This is a genomic window from Metabacillus malikii, from assembly GCF_030813355.1.
Lineage (GTDB): Bacteria > Bacillota > Bacilli > Bacillales > Bacillaceae > Metabacillus > Metabacillus malikii.
Map to the genome: position 1 here is coordinate 28,497 of NZ_JAUSUD010000003.1, position 18,017 is coordinate 46,513.

The 18,017-nt window shown below is 36.1% G+C and carries 15 protein-coding genes; all 15 read left to right on the forward strand.

The window, feature by feature from the left end; translation table 11 throughout:
* Positions 1-6 precede the first annotated feature (6 nt).
* The 15 genes from J2S19_RS04045 to J2S19_RS04115 all read left to right on the forward strand — a co-directional run bounded on the left by J2S19_RS04045 (position 7) and on the right by J2S19_RS04115 (position 17,931).
* Positions 7-135, forward strand: coding sequence for a hypothetical protein (locus J2S19_RS04045; RefSeq protein WP_307337635.1), 129 nt, complete (start codon positions 7-9; stop codon positions 133-135).
* A 221-nt stretch (positions 136-356) separates the two neighbouring features.
* Positions 357-656, forward strand: coding sequence for an iron-sulfur cluster assembly accessory protein (locus tag J2S19_RS04050; protein WP_307337638.1), 300 nt, complete (start codon positions 357-359; stop codon positions 654-656).
* A gap of 53 nt (positions 657-709) precedes the next feature.
* Complete coding sequence (locus tag J2S19_RS04055) at positions 710-1,627, forward strand: alpha/beta fold hydrolase (RefSeq protein WP_307337641.1); 918 nt, start codon at positions 710-712, stop codon at positions 1,625-1,627.
* A 331-nt stretch (positions 1,628-1,958) separates the two neighbouring features.
* A complete protein-coding gene (locus J2S19_RS04060; protein ID WP_307337644.1) occupies positions 1,959-3,131 on the forward strand; it encodes an AGE family epimerase/isomerase in 1,173 nt (390 codons plus the stop codon).
* A gap of 3 nt (positions 3,132-3,134) precedes the next feature.
* A complete protein-coding gene (locus J2S19_RS04065; protein ID WP_307337647.1) occupies positions 3,135-4,319 on the forward strand; it encodes a glycoside hydrolase family 130 protein in 1,185 nt (394 codons plus the stop codon).
* A 348-nt stretch (positions 4,320-4,667) separates the two neighbouring features.
* The gene (locus J2S19_RS04070) at positions 4,668-5,684 is read left to right on the forward strand and encodes a LacI family DNA-binding transcriptional regulator (protein ID WP_307337650.1); all 1,017 of its coding nucleotides are present in this window, start codon (positions 4,668-4,670) and stop codon (positions 5,682-5,684) included.
* A 144-nt stretch (positions 5,685-5,828) separates the two neighbouring features.
* Positions 5,829-6,425 carry a YesL family protein gene (locus J2S19_RS04075; protein ID WP_307337652.1) on the forward strand — a complete coding sequence of 199 codons (597 nt, stop codon included), beginning with the start codon at positions 5,829-5,831 and terminating at the stop codon, positions 6,423-6,425.
* 500 nt (positions 6,426-6,925) lie between these two features.
* On the forward strand, positions 6,926-8,281 hold the full coding sequence (locus tag J2S19_RS04080; protein ID WP_307337655.1) for an ABC transporter substrate-binding protein: 1,356 nt from the start codon (positions 6,926-6,928) through the stop codon (positions 8,279-8,281).
* A 175-nt stretch (positions 8,282-8,456) separates the two neighbouring features.
* Positions 8,457-9,335: a carbohydrate ABC transporter permease gene (locus J2S19_RS04085; protein WP_307337659.1), complete on the forward strand. Its 879-nt coding sequence runs from the start codon at positions 8,457-8,459 to the stop codon at positions 9,333-9,335.
* Between the two features lie 2 nt (positions 9,336-9,337).
* Positions 9,338-10,168: a carbohydrate ABC transporter permease gene (locus J2S19_RS04090; protein WP_307337662.1), complete on the forward strand. Its 831-nt coding sequence runs from the start codon at positions 9,338-9,340 to the stop codon at positions 10,166-10,168.
* A gap of 127 nt (positions 10,169-10,295) precedes the next feature.
* Positions 10,296-11,228, forward strand: a complete 933-nt coding sequence (locus tag J2S19_RS04095) for a glycoside hydrolase family 113 (RefSeq protein ID WP_307337665.1) — start codon at positions 10,296-10,298, stop codon at positions 11,226-11,228.
* A 611-nt stretch (positions 11,229-11,839) separates the two neighbouring features.
* Positions 11,840-14,302 (forward strand): beta-mannosidase, encoded by a 2,463-nt coding sequence (locus J2S19_RS04100; RefSeq protein WP_307337668.1) that lies wholly within the window; start codon positions 11,840-11,842, stop codon positions 14,300-14,302.
* A gap of 133 nt (positions 14,303-14,435) precedes the next feature.
* Positions 14,436-15,515: a LacI family DNA-binding transcriptional regulator gene (locus tag J2S19_RS04105; RefSeq protein WP_307337673.1), complete on the forward strand. Its 1,080-nt coding sequence runs from the start codon at positions 14,436-14,438 to the stop codon at positions 15,513-15,515.
* Between the two features lies 1 nt (position 15,516).
* On the forward strand, positions 15,517-16,506 hold the full coding sequence (locus tag J2S19_RS04110; RefSeq protein ID WP_307337675.1) for an aldo/keto reductase: 990 nt from the start codon (positions 15,517-15,519) through the stop codon (positions 16,504-16,506).
* A gap of 39 nt (positions 16,507-16,545) precedes the next feature.
* Entirely contained in the window at positions 16,546-17,931 is a 1,386-nt protein-coding gene (locus J2S19_RS04115) for an MATE family efflux transporter (RefSeq protein WP_307337678.1), read from the forward strand.
* The last annotated feature ends 86 nt before the right edge of the window (positions 17,932-18,017 follow it).

Sequence of the window (18,017 nt, forward strand, 5' to 3'; positions counted from 1 at the left end):
GGAGAGGTGAGACGTGAGCAGGCGTTTACGCTGAGGAGAACGAAAAGCGTAGGCGGCTTGCCCATCGACGTACAAACTGGAGGGGCATCGACTAAGACCAAAGGAATCACGATGAGCCGAATGGCGAATCAATGATGACTTATCGTAGGGAGAAGACCTGAAGTTTGCTTGTTCGTGCGCAAGGAGCTATGAAGCTCACCACCCCCCCCGCGGAAAGCGAGTACTGCAAGAGGAGACAAACCCTAAACGACAACCCAGATAAAAGAAACAAAGTTTAGGAAAACAGGCTTAATTAATTTGTAGAAAGTTCACTATTACTAAATAATCGATAATATAATAGAAAGAGGTTCATTTAAATGAAATGTAAAGTAAACCGTAATGCAGCAAAGGTGCTTCAAAGAATGCTCGATAAGGATGCGAAGGAAGGGGAAATGATTCGCGTCTACGTCACGCATCACCACGGAGATCATGCACATTATGAAATCTCGCTTGATACTCCAACTGAACATGATGAAATTGTCAGCACAGACAAAGGAATTAATGTATTACTAGACAAACGTGATGAATTTCTTGATGGTGTTTGGATTCAATACTTCTATGTTCCAAGAGAGGAATTTGTGATTACAAATCCATCTAAAGGAAGCCATCATCACTAAAACAGGGGACAGTCCCCTAATTGGGGGTGGGGAAAATCGAGAGCTGGCACAAAATGAGCGATGGTCATGAAGTATTTATAAAAAGCTGGGGAGAGGAAATTAAAACCCCGCGTGCAATTGTTCAACTATCACATGGGATGGCAGAGCACATAAAGCGCTATGACTATGTTGCTGAAAAGTTGGTTTCAGAAAATATCGTCGTGATTGGGAATGACCACCGCGGCCATGGGGAAACAGGTAGAAACAGTGGGAAATTAGGATTCATTGCTGAAGAAAACGGCTTTGAACGGATTGTATTAGACGTGAAAGAATTGAATGAGCACATTCATCACAAATATCCAACTGTGCCAGTTTTTTTATTGGGACATAGTATGGGCTCTTTTTTAGCTCGGCGTTTTATTCAGCGTTTTCATGGACAAGTTAATGGGGTTATCATTGTTGGCACAGGTGGAAATCCAGGCATATTAGGGAAAATTGGAAAAACACTTGCTGCTGTGCAAAAGAGAAAACATGGCTCGCAAATGGAAAGTCCCTTTATGAATAAACTTATTTTTGGTAGCTACAATAAACAATTTCCGGATCAGCAAACAAGCTTTGATTGGTTAACACGTGATAAAAATGAAGTGTCAAAATACCTCGATGATGAATTTTGCGGCTTTGTAGCGACAACAAGCTTTTATTATGATTTACTAGAAGGTCTAGAAATTATCCATCGTAATCAAGAAGTGGCCAAGATAGACAAGAACTTGCCGATCTTCTTTGTCAGCGGTGCGAAGGATCCTGTTGGTAAGGCCTCAAAAGGTGTATCGGATGTCATCGAACAATATAAACGATACCAAATTTCCAACATTGAATATAAATTTTATGATGAAGCTCGCCATGAAATACTTAATGAATTAAATCGTGATGAAGTCATTCAGGACATTCTTTCATGGCTTAATAAACAATTACTTCATCTCAATAATTATTAGTAGGATAAAAAAGAACGAACTGTTAAATAACATATACAGTAAGTTCTTTTTTTATTTAACTTTCTTTTATTTACGTGCAATTTCGGGTGCTTTCTATCTGCAAAATAATCAGTAAGTCTCCAATTCTTCTGCTAGTAACAAGTCTTCGTGCTGATATAAACCTAATAGGATCTTTTTGAAAGTAAGCAAAAATATAGATTTGTTACCCTTCAAATGACTATATTCATTAAAAATACCTGAAACCGCTTTATAAATAATTGACAAACGACAACTAAATAAGTAACATGTAATTAAGTTATCGGTAAACTAAAAGTTTGGGGGTTACTTTATTTTGAGTAAACTAAAAAAGGAAATAGAAAATCATTTAGTAACTCATATTTTACCTTTTTGGATGAAGTTAAAAGATGAACAACATGGTGGTTTCTATGGAACTGTGAATTACGACTTATCCGTAGATAAGCAAGGAGATAAAGGTGGAATCCAAATCTCGAGATTTTTATGGTCTTTCTCAGCTGCTTATCGTGTGACAAAAAGACAAGAATATTTAGAGATGGCACACCATGCCTATCAATTTCTAGTTGGGAAAATGTATGACCATGAACATCAAGGTCTATATTGGCTTCTAGATTACAAAGGTGCTCCGAAAGAAACGCAAAAGCATGTATATACTCAATCATTTGGTATTTATGCGTTAAGTGAATATTATCGTGTAACGAAAAATGAAGAAGCATTACAATATGCAAACAATATTTTTAACTTAATCGAAAGCTTAGGATTTGATAAAGAATACAATGCGTATAAGGAAGAATTTGACCGAAAATGGAATGAGCTTCCAAACGATAAATTAAGTCAAAATGGAGTAATTGCAGACATTACGACAAATACACATCTCCACGTTTTAGAAGCATACACGAATCTTTATAAAGCGAATCCGACTGACCAAATGAAAGAACGCTTAACAAATCTAATTGAGATTTTTTATGAAAAGATTTTTAACAAGGAAACAAAGTATTTGCGGGTTTTCTTTGATAAAAAGTGGAATTCATTAATTGAGATTAAATCATTTGGACATGACATTGAAGCGAGTTGGTTGATTGATGATGCTATTAAAGCAGTCGGCTTAACAGATGAGCGTTATATTCAAATGGTCATTGATATTGCATATAACATCGGAAATTCCCATGCAATCTTAGAAGATGGTTCTCTGGCAAATGAACAGGTGAACGATGAGATGGACCTAACTCGTGTATGGTGGGTTCAAGCTGAAGCAATCGTGGGCTTCCAAAATGCATATGAAAGAACAAAAGATGATAAGTTTTTAACACTAGTAGATGGTTTGTGGGCATACACGAAGGAGCATATCGTTGACCATCGTGAAGGCGGCGAATGGTATTGGTCTATTGAGGCTGATGGAAAACCGACAGAGCGGGCAGTTGGAGAACCTTGGAAAACACCTTACCATAATGCAAGATTTTGTTTAGAAATGATTGAGAGGATGAACTAAGAAATGATCCATGATAAATATTTTGAATTATTAAAGAAGCAAAACGAATTATTAAGTAAGAAAAATAAGAAAAAAGCTGATTTTTACAATGGCGTTTATGACCGTTATGAAAATCCAGTTGTAACACGACACCATGTACCGCTGCATTGGCGTTATGACTTAAATAAAGAAACAAACCCACACTTCATGGAAAGACTGGGGATTAATGCAGCGTTTAATCCTGGAGCAATCTATTTAAATAATAAATACTATTTAGTTGTTCGTACTGAAGGATTAGACCGTAAATCAATTTTTGCACTAGCTGAGAGCGACAACGGTATCGATAATTTCCGTTTCATTGATACTCCTTTAGTATGGGATGATATCGATGAGAAAGAAACAAATATTTATGATATGCGCCTTGTTCAACATGAAGATGGTTGGATTTATGGAATTTACTGTTCTGAAAGTAAGGATCCTGATGCTCCTGAATTTGATACATCGAGTGCAGTTGCTCAAGCGGGCCTCGTTCGTACAAAAGATTTAAAGAAGTGGGACCGTCTTCCTAACATCCAAACACCATCACCGCAACAACGGAATGTTGTATTACATCCTGAATTTGTTGATGGGAAGTATGCATTCTACACTCGTCCGCAAGATGGCTTTATTTCAACTGGTTCTGGCGGTGGAATTGCATTTGCACTTTGTGATGACATTATGAATCCAGTTGTTCACGATGAAAAAGTCATGCACGAAAAACGTTACCATACAATTTATGAAGTGAAAAACGGACAAGGACCTGCACCGATTAAAACAGATAAAGGCTGGATTCATATCGCACACGGTGTGAGAAATACAGCAGCGGGTTTACGTTATGTTCTTTATACGCTTGCTACTAGCTTAGAGGATCCAACGAAAGTTATCGCGACTCCTGGTGGACATTTTATTGCACCATATGATGAAGAAAGAGTCGGAGACGTTTCAAATGTTGTGTTCTGTAATGGTGCTATCGTAAACGAAAACAATGAAGTATTCATTTACTACGCATCAAGTGATACACGTATCCATGTAGCAACGACAACGATTGAAAAATTAGTTGATTACACATTCAATACACCGGAAGATCCATTCCGTTCATTAGATTGTGCGAAGCAACGTAAAGCTTTAATTGAAAACAACTTAGAATTATTAAAAAGTGTGAATAAATAAGAGGGTATTGACTGAGGATGGGAAATAACAAAAACTAACCTAGTTAAATACGAACATTGTTTTTAGGGGTTCTATGTTACTAATTCTGTAAGGGTTGATTGGAGTGGAAGTGCGAGACTCCTGCGGGATGCGTGGGAGAGGTGAGACCCCACAGGCGTTTACGCCGAGGAGGCTCACCACCCACCCCGCGGAAAGCGAGTACTGCAACGGAAATCAACCAGAACGTCTACCCTGTAATAACAACACGAAGATTAAATGGAAATCTAATTTAGTAGTTCGGATTTTTCTATTATTTAAAACCTTTTTGTCCCAACCTCTATTAAGTCGGTTAACTCGGGGGAATCGATAATGAAAAATAATGTAACAATGAGGGATATTGCCGACAAATTAAGTGTAAGCAGTGTAACAGTATCAAAGGCGCTTAATGATAAAGACGGTGTAAGTGATGAGCTAAAAGTAAAAATAAAAACTCTTGCTGAAGAAATGGGCTATCGTTATAATGCGTTGGCAAAGTCGATAAAAGAAGGGTTATCGTATAACATAGGTGTCATCATACCGGAACGGTTTGCAGGGATGGACCACCAATCGTTTTATTTAAATGTCTACCAAAGTATAACAAGAGTGCTAGAAGAGTATGATTACTATGGGATTCTCCACATTCTTAGTAAAGAAGATGAAAAAAACCTACAATTACCACGTATATATCATGAGAAAAAAGTGGATGGTTTTATTATTCTTGGCCAAATAAGTAAAGAATATATCGAGAAAGTTCAAAGTATATCAATCCCGAAAATCTTTTTAGATTTTTATGATGAAAACTCTGATATCGATTCGATCGTGACAGATAATTTTAATGGTGCTTACGAGATAACGAATTTTTTAATCCAAAATGGCCATAAAGAAATTGGTTATGTAGGAAATTTATATTCGACAAGTAGTATTCAGGATCGCTATTTAGGTTTTTATAAGTCACTGCTTGAGCATAATCTAGAATTGAATCAAAATTATATCTTAAATGACCGTGATGATAATGGTACGTATATTGATATCGATATTCCGAAAAAAATGCCAACAGCATTCGTGTGCAATTGTGACCAGGTTGCACATAATTTAGTTCAGAAATTAACAAAGCTAGGGCTTAATGTTCCTGAAGACTGTTCCGTTGTTAGCTTTGATAATGATATATATGCAACGATTACGTCACCACCTCTAACAACTGTTGAAATTGATATTGAAGAAATGGCGAATTATGCTGTTAACTTTATGCTTGAAAAACTGAAAGACCATCAGAAATCATTTGGACGGATTTTAGTAAAAGGAAAAATTGTATATCGACATTCTGTGAAAAATATTAAAACAAGGTAAAGATACCTTGTTTTATTTTTAGTAAATAATCGTATGTGCGCTGATGTCTCTTAAATAAGAGGTATAGTTATTTCCCTTTATTTCATGGATAAAGCATGGGTATAATAGAGCAAAATCTCAAAATGTAAGAGGGTAGAAGTGTTAATGAATAATAAGATTGTGATGTTCTTTCAATATTTATATAAGTATTTTCAAGTGAGCTTATATTTTTGGTTATATTTATTAAAGGGGATTTTCATTTATAGTTTAGTTCCTGCTGTTTCAGCCTTGTTTATCGTCTTAAGGGATATTAATAGCGGGTATGATGAAGAACAAGGGAATAAAATTAATGAATTGTTTAAGCGATACTATAACCTGTATAAGCATCATCGCCTTGTTTCCTTCATCTATACGATTCTTATCATTATTTTATATACAGGTCTATTTTTTATAAACAAACAAGGTGATAGTCCAGTTACTTTATTACTTACGATATTATTCATATATTTCTTAGCGTTGACATTACTAATGCTAATTTACAGCACCGTGTTATTATCGTTTAAAAGCCTGGAAATAAAGAATGCAAATATGGTAGCTTTTGTGTCAATTATTAAAAATATTGTTAGTACAGTAGCGGTAATCGTTGTTATCGTTATCATGTACTTTATTGCGGATTACAACTTTGCGATTTTTGTTATTTTCGGACCGTTTTTATTTGGTTTAGGCGTCATGTATTCTCTTTATAAAATCATTGAGGAGTAATTAGACTTACTCGGCACCCTATCATCAAAGGGTGCTTTTTTAATTGATATTTAATATAGTTTCTTTTTTAAAAGGTTTTGTCTTTTATGACAATAACGTTAAAAGAAGTGATGTAGGGAGCATTGCCCGAAAAAATGTATATTCTCGCATTGTAATTAAATAATAACTTTGTAATCCCGTGTACATGTATATGACATCTTAGTGCGTTTCCTTTTGTAACTTACCGTTAACTTAAACAGGTTAAAAACGTACGGTTGAAGTCGCTTACTATTAGTCGAATTCACCGTCTTTTTTTTATTAGGTTGCGGTGAAATAAACTATATTGAATCCTTTAATTACAACGGTTTAACGTCTGAATTTGATGATGCAATGAACTTATCTGTAACTTTTTTGAAGAAATTTATCGAAAGTCATTGACAGGAAAGCGTTAACATCATACAATTACTTTGTAACCTACACGGTAACTTTAAAAATAAAGAATAAAGGAAGGGGTCAGTAAGATGAAAAAAGGTAAATTGTTAAGTTTACTTATGGTTGTTATGTTGGTACTTCTAGCAGCTCTTTCGGGTTGTGGTAACAAAGATGAAGGTTCTGATAAAAAAGAGGGCGGCAATACAACTGAAGCAGACACAAGCTGGAAAGATAAAGATCCTGAAGAAATAAAAGGTGAAATTACAGTTATCAACCAAAGAACAGATATCGTTGATACAGTTTTCCCTGAATATGCGAAAGAATTCCAAAAGAAATATCCTAACGTTGAAGTGAAATTTGAAGCGTTAACAGATTACGGTGGTCAAATTACACCACGTATGAACACACAAGATTATGGTGACGTTTTACTTATTCCGACTCAAGTTCCAATTGAAGATATTCCAAACTTCTTTGAGCCACTAGGTAAATTAGAAGAAATGAAAGAAAATTACATGGGTGTTGAAGAAAGAGCAGTTAATGGAACAGTTTACGGTATTCCGATTGCTGTAACATACACTGGTGTTGTTTATAACAAAAAAGTTTTTGAAGAAGCTGGTATTGCTGAAACTCCAAAAACAATGGATGATTTCTTAGGTGCCCTGCAAAAAGTTAAAGATAACACAGATGCAATTCCATTATATACAAACTATGCAGCTGGTTGGCCTTTAACACAATGGGAAGGTGCTTTCACAACTGTAGCGGGTGACCCTGCTTACTATAACCAAACGATGGTTAGTGAGAAAGACCAGTTCGTTGAAGGTAAACCACAATATGAATTATGGAAACTTATGTATGATGTTGCAAACAAAAAGTTAATTGAAGATGACCCATTAACGACAGATTGGGAAACTTCAAAAGCGATGTTAGGTAAAGGTGAAATCGGAACAATGGTATTAGGTTCATGGGCTATAGACCAAATTAAAGGTGTAGCTGAAAATCCAGATGATATCGGTTATATGCCATTCCCAACAAACGCTGATAAAGTGATTTTCCCACTTGGAGCTGACTTCCAAATTGGTGTTAACAAACATAGTGAAAACAAAGATGCTGCATTAGCATGGGTTGATTGGTTTATTCATGAGTCTAACTACTCTGTAGAGCAAGCTGGTGGTATTAGTGCAGCGAAAGATGTTCCGCTACCAGAAGAATTAAAGCAATATGAAGAGCAAGGTGTTGCGTTTGAACTTCTTGTACCAGCAAAAGAAGGTCAAGAAGGTTTACTTGATAGAATTGATAAAGAAGCAGAAGTAGGATTATGGCTTGAGGATACGCCGAAACGTATCGTAGAGGCTGCAATCGGTAACCGTAAAGAATCGTTTGAAGACATTATGAAAGAAATTAATGCTGAATGGAACGAAGCTTACGATAAAGAAACTGCTGAATAATCGAATTGAATCCAAGAAAAGTGCGATTTTAGCACTTTTCTTGCTTTCTTAAAGCTTATCAACTGCTAATTATTATACTATGGTGTTTATTCACCGCCGAAATACAACCATTACTTATATAAAGTACGAAGAAATTATTTTATTGTAATCTTATTACTACCGGGAGGTGTAGTCCGTGTTTAAATTCTCAAACTTATCATACGATGCACAACGACGGGTTATTATTATTTTATTCTCAATTGTGCCGGTAGCGTTGCTGTTAACATTTGCGTATCTACCTGTGATGAATATGTTTTACTATAGTTTCACTGAGTGGAATGGATTTAGTGATAAAGAATTTATCGGATTTCAAAACTATATTGATATTTTTACTGACCCTGAATACTTTGTTGTTTTTAAAGTAAGTTTATATTATTTTGCTGCAACATTTGTGCAAATGGGATTGGCGTTATACTTTGCAACAATTTTAACATTTAATGTGCGCATGAAAAACTTCTTCAAAGGAGTCATCTTTTTCCCTTACCTATTAAATGGTGTGGCAATTGGTTTCATGTTCCTATTCTTTTTCAGACCTGATGGTACATTGGATACGGTATTAAATGCGATTGGTCTTAGTGGGATTATTACACATTGGTTAGGAAATCCTGATGTTATTAATATTTCTCTTGCTGGTACATCTGTATGGAGATATATGGGCTTCAACTTTATCATTTTCCTAGGTGCGATTTCATCGATACCAAAAGAAGTATATGAAGCTGCGGAAATAGATGGTGCAAATAAGTGGCATCAATTTAGATATATTATTATGCCGAGTATTAGAAGAATAATAGAGTTAAACTTAATTCTAGCGATTAGTGGAGCGCTATCAGCGTTTGAAATTCCATACATCATGACTGGTGGTTCGAACGGAAGTAAAACGTTCGTTATCCAAACAGTCGATATTGCTTTCAAATACGGAAAAATAGGCCTAGGATCTGCAATGGCAGTTGTATTATTAATTATCGTGTTAATTGTAACTGGAATTCAGAGAAAGTTTTCAAAGGAGAGTGACTAAACATGTACCAGCTTAAATATACATTAGGGAGTATCGGAAAGTATGTTTCATTACTGTTAGGTGCTTTCGTTGCCTTGCTTCCAATTGCCGTTGTGTTTTTCGCCTCCTTTAAGACAAGTGATGAGTACACAAGTACAGGGCCGTTAACACCACCTGAAAATTGGTTAAATTTCGAAAACTACACACGTGCCTTTACAGAAGGTAATATGTTGATGGGTTTTGCGAATACGGCATTTATTTTAATTTTATCGATTATCGGTGCGACATTAACAGGTTCAATGATTGCGTTCGTGCTTCACCGCTTTAATTTTAGAGGTAGTAAACTACTAATGGGTGCTTTCCTTTTAGCAACTTTAATTCCAGCGGTAACAACTCAAGTTGCGACATTCCAAATCATTAATGATATGGGATTATTTAATACAAGATGGGCTGCGATTATTTTATATATGAGTACAGATATTATTGCAGTATATATCTTCTTGCAATTTATGGATTCAATTTCTGTTTCGTTAGATGAATCTGCAATGTTGGATGGTGCATCGTATTTAACGATTTTCACCAAAATCATTTTGCCGTTATTAAAACCGGCGATTGTGACAGTAATTATCGTTAAAGGTGTTAATGTTTACAATGACTTTTATACCGCCTTTCTCTATATGCCGAAGTCAGAGCTGCAGGTTATCTCGACAGCCTTGTTCAAATTTAAAGGTCCATATGGTTCGCAATGGGAAGTTATATGTGCGGGGATCATCATTGCGATTATCCCAACTTTAATCGCATTCATTACATTACAAAAACATATTTACAATGGTATGGCGGGATCTGTTAAATAGTTTAAAGATGAGGGGGCTGAATTTACTTCAGAACCCTTTTTTAAAAAGGTTCATGGTTAACAATAGTCTGTTCTTGTTCGCTTTAGTCGAGGTGTCAGGAACATTGAATATAAAGGAGTTTGTTGGAATGGATTTTATTAATGGGTTTACCTTTGGTTGGATGAGTCGCAGAGGAGACTTCGAAAAACCAGAAGCAAAGGAATCGTTACGAAAGTTAAAAGAACGAACAAATACGGACTACGTCATTATCTCACTAGCTGCACTTCAAGATGGAGCACATACAACGGTTGTAGATTATCAAGGTAAGCATATGGTTTCAGATGAAGAGCTTGTTCAAATGATCGACTATTCAAGAGAGTTAGGGTTGAAAGTAATCTTGAAACCAACTGTTAACTGTAAAGATGGCACTTGGAGAGCGCATATCAATTTCTTTGATTTAGATGTTCCTTGTGAACCAAAATGGAGTGAGTGGTTCAAGAGTTATACAGAATACCAAGTTCATTATGCAAAAATAGCTGAAAAAACAAAGTGTGAAATGATGATCGTAGGCTGTGAAATGGTTCAAACTGAGCGTCGTGATAAAGAATGGCGTGCATTAATTGATGATGTTCGTGTTGAATATAAAGGGCCGATAACGTATAACACCGATAAATATCAAGAGGGTAACGTAAAATGGTGGGACGCAGTCGATGTCATCTCATCTAGCGGATATTATCCGATTGATGACTGGGACAATCAATTAGCGAGAATTGAAGAAATTATAAAACCGTATAATAAACCATTCTTCTTTGCTGAAGCGGGATGTCCTAGTCGTTCAAATTCACCGTATGTGCCAAATGATTGGGGTTTAGAAGGTGAAATTGATATGGAAGCTCAAGCGAACTATTACAAAGTGATGTTTGAAAAGGCTGGACAAAAGGATTGGGTTCAAGGGTTTGGTCTATGGGATTGGAAAGCTTTATTATACAAGGAAGAAGATGCGTTCACAGATGATGAATATGCGGTTTATGGAAAGCCTGCAGAAAAGGTCATCAAAGAATTTTATGCGACGAAAAAATAAGGATGAAAGGGTAGTGGTGATTTTTATACTACCCTTTTTCTTTGTTTAGGAAATTATAAAATCTTGAAATGTGGATAAGCGCTTCGACGTCCAGCTCCAGCGCCTAGCCCCTCGAGGTCATAAGCCACAAATGAATCGAAGACAAAGAGCGTCTTCTATTCATTTGCGTCTTATGCTTGTCGGGGCTGATCAAGGCGCTTGCGCTTTTGTTCTGTGTGTATGAATCACTTAACTTTATTAGCGGTTCGTACAACGATGGAATATGGATGTGTAAACTAAATAAATTATGTGGGAAAATTCAGAGTAAAGTTACGGGTTGTGTAAAACTATAAAAATATAAGGTAATAGATAAAGTAAACCTTTACTATTTGTTGTTATTATAATAAAGTATAAATATACTAACAAAACGCTAACAGAAATAACATATTTGAAGTATTAGCTTATTATTGAAATGTTAATTGGCTTGTTAAGCTGCTTACTGAAACACTAATGCGATTATTTAGTGACTTATCTTAATTTACGAGATAGTAGTATATGATTATTACTAAAAATCATACACATTATTAAAATTCGATAATAACAAAAATAACAAAGGCGAAGGGGATGCAGAAATGAAGAAACTAGATTTAAATGGCTTGTGGAAAATGAGGAGCACAAAGGCACATGAATGGATGAATGCTACAGTTCCAGGTTCGGTTATGCATGATTTATTTTCACAAGGGGAAATTGATGACCCGTTCTATCGTGACAACGAAGACCAAGCCTATGATATTTCATCAAAGGATTATGAATTTACACGTAGCTTTACAATTGATGAAGCAATCGCTAATCACCAGCATGTGATCATCCGCTTTGATGGATTAGATACGATTTCGAAAATAACCTTAAATGGTCATGTAATCGCACAAACAAACAATATGCACCGGACGTATGAGTTTGATATAAAGCCTTATATCACGGTAGGTGAAAACACGTTACACATTACACTATATTCACCAATTCAATATATTACTGAAAAGCAGAAGGAAACGAAACTTTGGGGAGTGACTGATGCAATCGAAGGGTTTCCGCATATCCGAAAGGGACATAGTATGTTTGGTTGGGATTGGGGTCCACAAATCCCTGACCTCGGAATATGGAGAGATGTTTCAATCCTTGCTTGGAATAAAGGCCGTATCGATGACGTGTACATTACGCAACAACATAATCACAACGAAGTAAGTTTAAATGTCAGAGTAAACGTACAAGGAACCGAACGCGAGACATTAGGATTAGAAGTAAAACTAACAAGTCCAACCGGAGAAGTTGATACAACTAAGGTTAATCATCTATCTAAAGAGGAGAACATCACAATTAATGTGAAGGAGCCGAAACTTTGGTGGCCAAATGGCTATGGTGAACAGCCGTTATATCAAGTTGAAATCAAAACAGTTAATGAACAAGAGCAATTGGATCAAAAGTCCCTAACGATTGGACTTCGTACAATTGAAGTGAAGCATGAGCCAGACGAGTGGGGTAAATCGTTCGAATTTATCGTAAACGGGCTGCCGATTTTTGCAATGGGAGCAAATTATATTCCTGAAGACAATCTATTGGCGAGAAATTCACGTCAAAGAACAGAAACATTAATTAATGATTGTGTAGATGCGAACTTTAATATGATTCGTGTTTGGGGTGGCGGTATTTACCCTGAGGATTATTTCTTTGATTTATGTGACCGCAAAGGGTTAATTGTCTGGCAGGACTTCATGTTTGCATGTAGCATGTATGATTTGAATGATGAATTTAGAGAAACGGTTGAACATGAAGTAATTGATAATATGAAACGAATTCGTCATCATGCAAGTCTTGGTATTTGGTGTGGAAATAATGAAGTTGAAGAAGCATGGGTTCACTGGGGAGATATGCCTGATGATGATTATAAACATAAGGCTGACTATATTAAACTATTTGAATTTATCATTCCAGAGCTTGCGAAGAAACTAGATCCACAAACATTTTATTGGTCGTCGTCACCATCTTCAGGCGGTGGATTCAATGAACCACGTAATCCGAACGAAGGAGATATGCATTATTGGGAAGTTTGGCATGGTTTAAAACCATTCTCAGAGTATGAAAAATTCCATTTCAGATTTTGCTCTGAATTTGGATTTCAATCATTCCCATCAATGAAAACGATTCAAACATTTACAGTGCCAGAGGACCGCAATATTTTCTCATATGTAATGGAGAAGCATCAAAAAAATGGGGCAGCAAATGGGAAAATCCTGTTCTACTTGTCAGAGAACTTCCTATATCCTAAAGACTTTGATTCATTGCTATATGCGTCACAATTATTGCAAGCTGAAGCAATTAAATATGGTGTTGAGCATTGGCGAAGAAACCGTGGACGTTGTATGGGTTCTCTATACTGGCAATTAAATGATTGTTGGCCTGTTGCTTCATGGTCAAGCATTGATTACTATGGCCGATGGAAAGCATTACATTATTTCGCGAAGAAGTTTTATTCTCCAATCCTATTATCGCTACGTGAGGACGGTACGAATGTTGAAATTCATGTAACGAATGAAACTCGTGAAAACGTAACAGCACGCATCGAGTGGACATTACGTAAAAACACTTCAGAAATTGTGAAACAAGGCACTCTTTCAACAGAAATTGCGAGCTTAACTGCTAATCAATGCGAGAAGCTTGATTTTGCAGATGTTCTAACAAAAGAAGCAAAGCGCAATACGTATGTAGAATGTACATTATATATAGATGATAAAGAACATACGACAACGACATTGTTATTTGCAAAACCAAAGCACTTTGAGTTTTTAAACCCGGAAATTATGACAGAAATAACAGAAACGGAAGAAACGTACGATATTACGCTTCAGACCGCAACATTTGCAAAATATGTTGAATTAGAATTACTTGAAGCTGATTGTAAATTTAGTGATAATTATTTTGACCTCTCTTCAGGAACAAACAAGGTCATTACAGTGAAAAAGGATTCATTGAGCGTAGAGCTTGATATCACTTCATTCAAACAACAGCTGAAAGTAAGAAGTGTTTTTGATATCGCATAAGCTACTATGCTCAAGGGAAATAAACTAGTTGAGAGCCTCTTTTGTCTTGTGCAAAAAGAGGCTCTTACAAAGTAAAGTAGGGCAGTCTTTTTAAACTGTCAAAAAAGTAGCATAGTTGGAGTGAAAAGACAGTATGGCTAAAAAAGTAACAATGCAGCAAATTGCAGATTACTTAGGTGTTTCAAAATATGTAGTTTCGAAATCTTTATCTGGAAAAGAAGGTGTTAACCCGGAAACGAGGGAGAAAGTATTCAAAACGGCTGCAAAGTTAGGATACTTTTCACAAAAGGGACAGAAAATTGATGACGAAACGATGAATGTTAATGTAGATAAAGTAGATACGGCAACGTTAAAAAAACGTGTTGTATTAGTTCTTATGCCGAATATCCGCTTTCAAAATAAAGAGTCCCAGTATTGGGGCCGTATATTAGATGGAATTAGTGAAAGTTTAGAAAGTATGGGCTTAGGGATGGTTGTTTTAACCGAAAATAATGTTGAGACACTTGATACAGTGTTAAATCCAAAAGGAATTGTTGGTGTTATTAGTATTGGTGTTGTATCGACAGCTATATTACTAGAAGTGCATCGATTTAATATTCCAATAGTCATGGTAGATTATGAAGAACCTTTAATTCCGAGTGATATGGTATTTAACAATAGCTTTGACAGCAGCTTTCAATTAACGTCACATCTCATTGGTTTAGGACATACACGCATTGAATATATAGGGAATATTTCATATTCTCGTAGTTTTTACGATAGATGGCTAGGTTATCGCAGCGCTCTTGAGAATAATAGCTTAGTCGTCCCGAAAAATGATATTGATTATGAAGAAGAAGAAATATTAACTCCAGAAAAAATTAAAAAATGGTTTGAAAACAAAACAGAACAGACAATGCCAACAGCATTAGTTTGCAGCAATGACAACGTCGCAAAACAGATTATTACAGTGTTGCAGCAATGTGGCGTAAATATACCTGGAGATATCTCTGTAACTGGATTTGACAATATGGATTTCTCTTATGACATGTCACCAACAATAACAACGGTCGATTTTCAAAAGAAAGGCCTAGGAAAACGTGCTGTTGAAATGTTAATGCGACGTGTTGCGCATAAGGACGATCCATATGAAAAAATTCTTTTAACAGGATCAATTATTTTGCGTGAATCAACGATAGCGATTAATCCAATCGAAAATAGGGGAGGGAAATAATATGTCGTATATACCAAATCAATCCAGATATGAAAACATGCAGTACAATCGTTTGGGTAAAAGTGGACTGAAGGTTCCAGCAATATCACTAGGGCTCTATCGTAATTTCGGTGATACAGACCATTTTGGTCATGCTAAACAAATGATAACGACAGCCTTTGACATTGGGATTACTCATTTTGATTTAGCGAATAATTACGGTGAGCCATCCGGAAGTGCTGAAACAAACTTTGGAAGAATATTAAAGGAAGAGTTATCTGGTTTCCGTGATGAATTGTTAATTGCAACAAAAGCAGGGTACGATATGTGGCCAGGTCCATATGGTGAATGGGGTTCGCGAAAATACATGCTTTCAAGTCTCGACCAAAGCCTAAAAAGGTTACAGCTAGATTATGTTGATATTTACTATTCACATCGTTATGACCCACATACACCGTTGGAAGAAACAGTTCTTGCACTTGATACTGCTGTGAAACAAGGTAAGGCACTCTATGTTGGTGTATCTAATTATCCTGCAGGTGTAACAAAGCAGGCGATTGAACTATTTAAGCAATTAAGAACACCTTTCGTATCCCATCAGCCAAATTACTCGATGTTTTTAAGAGATGCTGAAGATAATCTTTTTGAGGTACTCGAAGATGGCGGGGTTGGAGCAGTTGTTTTTCAGCCACTTTATCAAGGGTTATTAACGACTAAATATGTAGAAGGTATACCGAAGGATTCGCGAGTAGCAAAGGGTGTTGATTCAATTTCCGCTGACCAGGTGACAAAGAACAGGATTGAAATGGTTCAGAAGCTAAAGGAAATTGCTGAAGAAAGAGGGCAAACTGTCGCCCAGCTTGCAATTGCTTGGTCATTGCGGCATCCAGTTGTTGCCTCAGCATTAATAGGGGCAAGTCGTGTTGAACAAATCATTGAAAATGTAAAAGCGATCGAAAATCTGTCTTTTACAGATCATGAGCTTAAGGAAATTGACGAGATTCTACTATAATCTTTGCACTCTTTTAAGTACTAGAGGGGAAGACATACGGTGAAAAGACATCGAAGGGATACACAATTTTATAAAAAAATGTTTGGACTCGCTATCCCGATTGCGCTACAAACTTTATTGATTTCTTCATTAAATATGGTTGACTCATTAATGATCGGTCAACTAGGTGTAAAAAGTATTGCGGCTGTTGGTGTTGGCAATAAAATTACGACGATTTTAATTTTAGTTTTACAAGGTTTTGGAACAGGTGCAGCTATATTTACAGCGCAATATTGGGGGAGAAAGGATTTAAATGGGATTAGGAAAATCTTATATATTACCTTTCTAATCGTGACCGTTTTTTCATTACTATTTACATTATTAACGTTACTATTTACAGAAGCATTTATTGAAATATTCACTAGTGACTTAGCCGTTATTGGTCTAAGTGCAGAATATTTAAGAATTATCGCGCTCAGCTATTTTGTAACAGCGTTAACAGTCCTATTCTCAACGGTTTTAAAATCAATGGGTGAAGTGAAAAGACCGCTATACGTCGCCATTATTGCAATCTTAATGAATACGGGATTAAATTATTTGCTTATATTCGGTCATTTAGGCTTTGCTGAACTTGGGGTAACAGGTGCGGCAATCGCAACTGTAATTTCTCGAATTGTACAAGCTCTGCTCCTATTCGTAATGCTAAAAAAACACCTATCACTAACAAAGTCGTCAATGAAGCTTCATGATATTTTTGATAAACAATTAGTGAAACGATACTTATCGATTACAATTCCTTCTATTATAAATCATGCTCTATGGACACTCGGTGAGACATCATACTTCTGGGTTTATGCACAGATGGGTACAGACCAATTAGCAGCTGTGACCTTGATTGATCCGTTGTTATTTGTTTTCATGGCATTATTTATCGGATTAAGTGATGCTTCAACCATTATGGTTGGTAATAGTATTGGTGCAAACAAGGAAGACCAAGCCGTTCATTATGCGAAACAATTTCTTATGATAACGTCTGGGCTATCAATTATCGCAGTCGTTGGAGTAATCCTGTTAACACCTGCTTATCTCTCTATTTATAATGTGACAGACGTCGTTTCAAAACAAGCAACATCGATTCTCATGGTATACGCATTTTTATTAACCGGTAAAATGCTGAACATGGTCAATAATATTGGGGTATTACGTGCCGGCGGGGATACAAAATATGTCCTTTACTTAGATGTTTTAGGTGTTTGGTTAATTGGCTTACCGTTAGCATTAGCTGGAGCTTTTGTTTGGGATTTACCGATATATATCGTATTTGGTCTCGCAAACTCACATGAATTTGCCCGTGCCTTTTTCGGTATTAAACGTACATTCTCAAGAAAATGGATAAACAATGTAGTAGACAATAAAAAAGGAAAATCAGACCCATCGGTTGCCTGACAAGGTCGTTGTTTTTTAAGTTATTTTTTTTTGTTTTTGAGATGGGTTCCGCTAGATTTATAGATCATTTTAGAGGCTATTTTCTA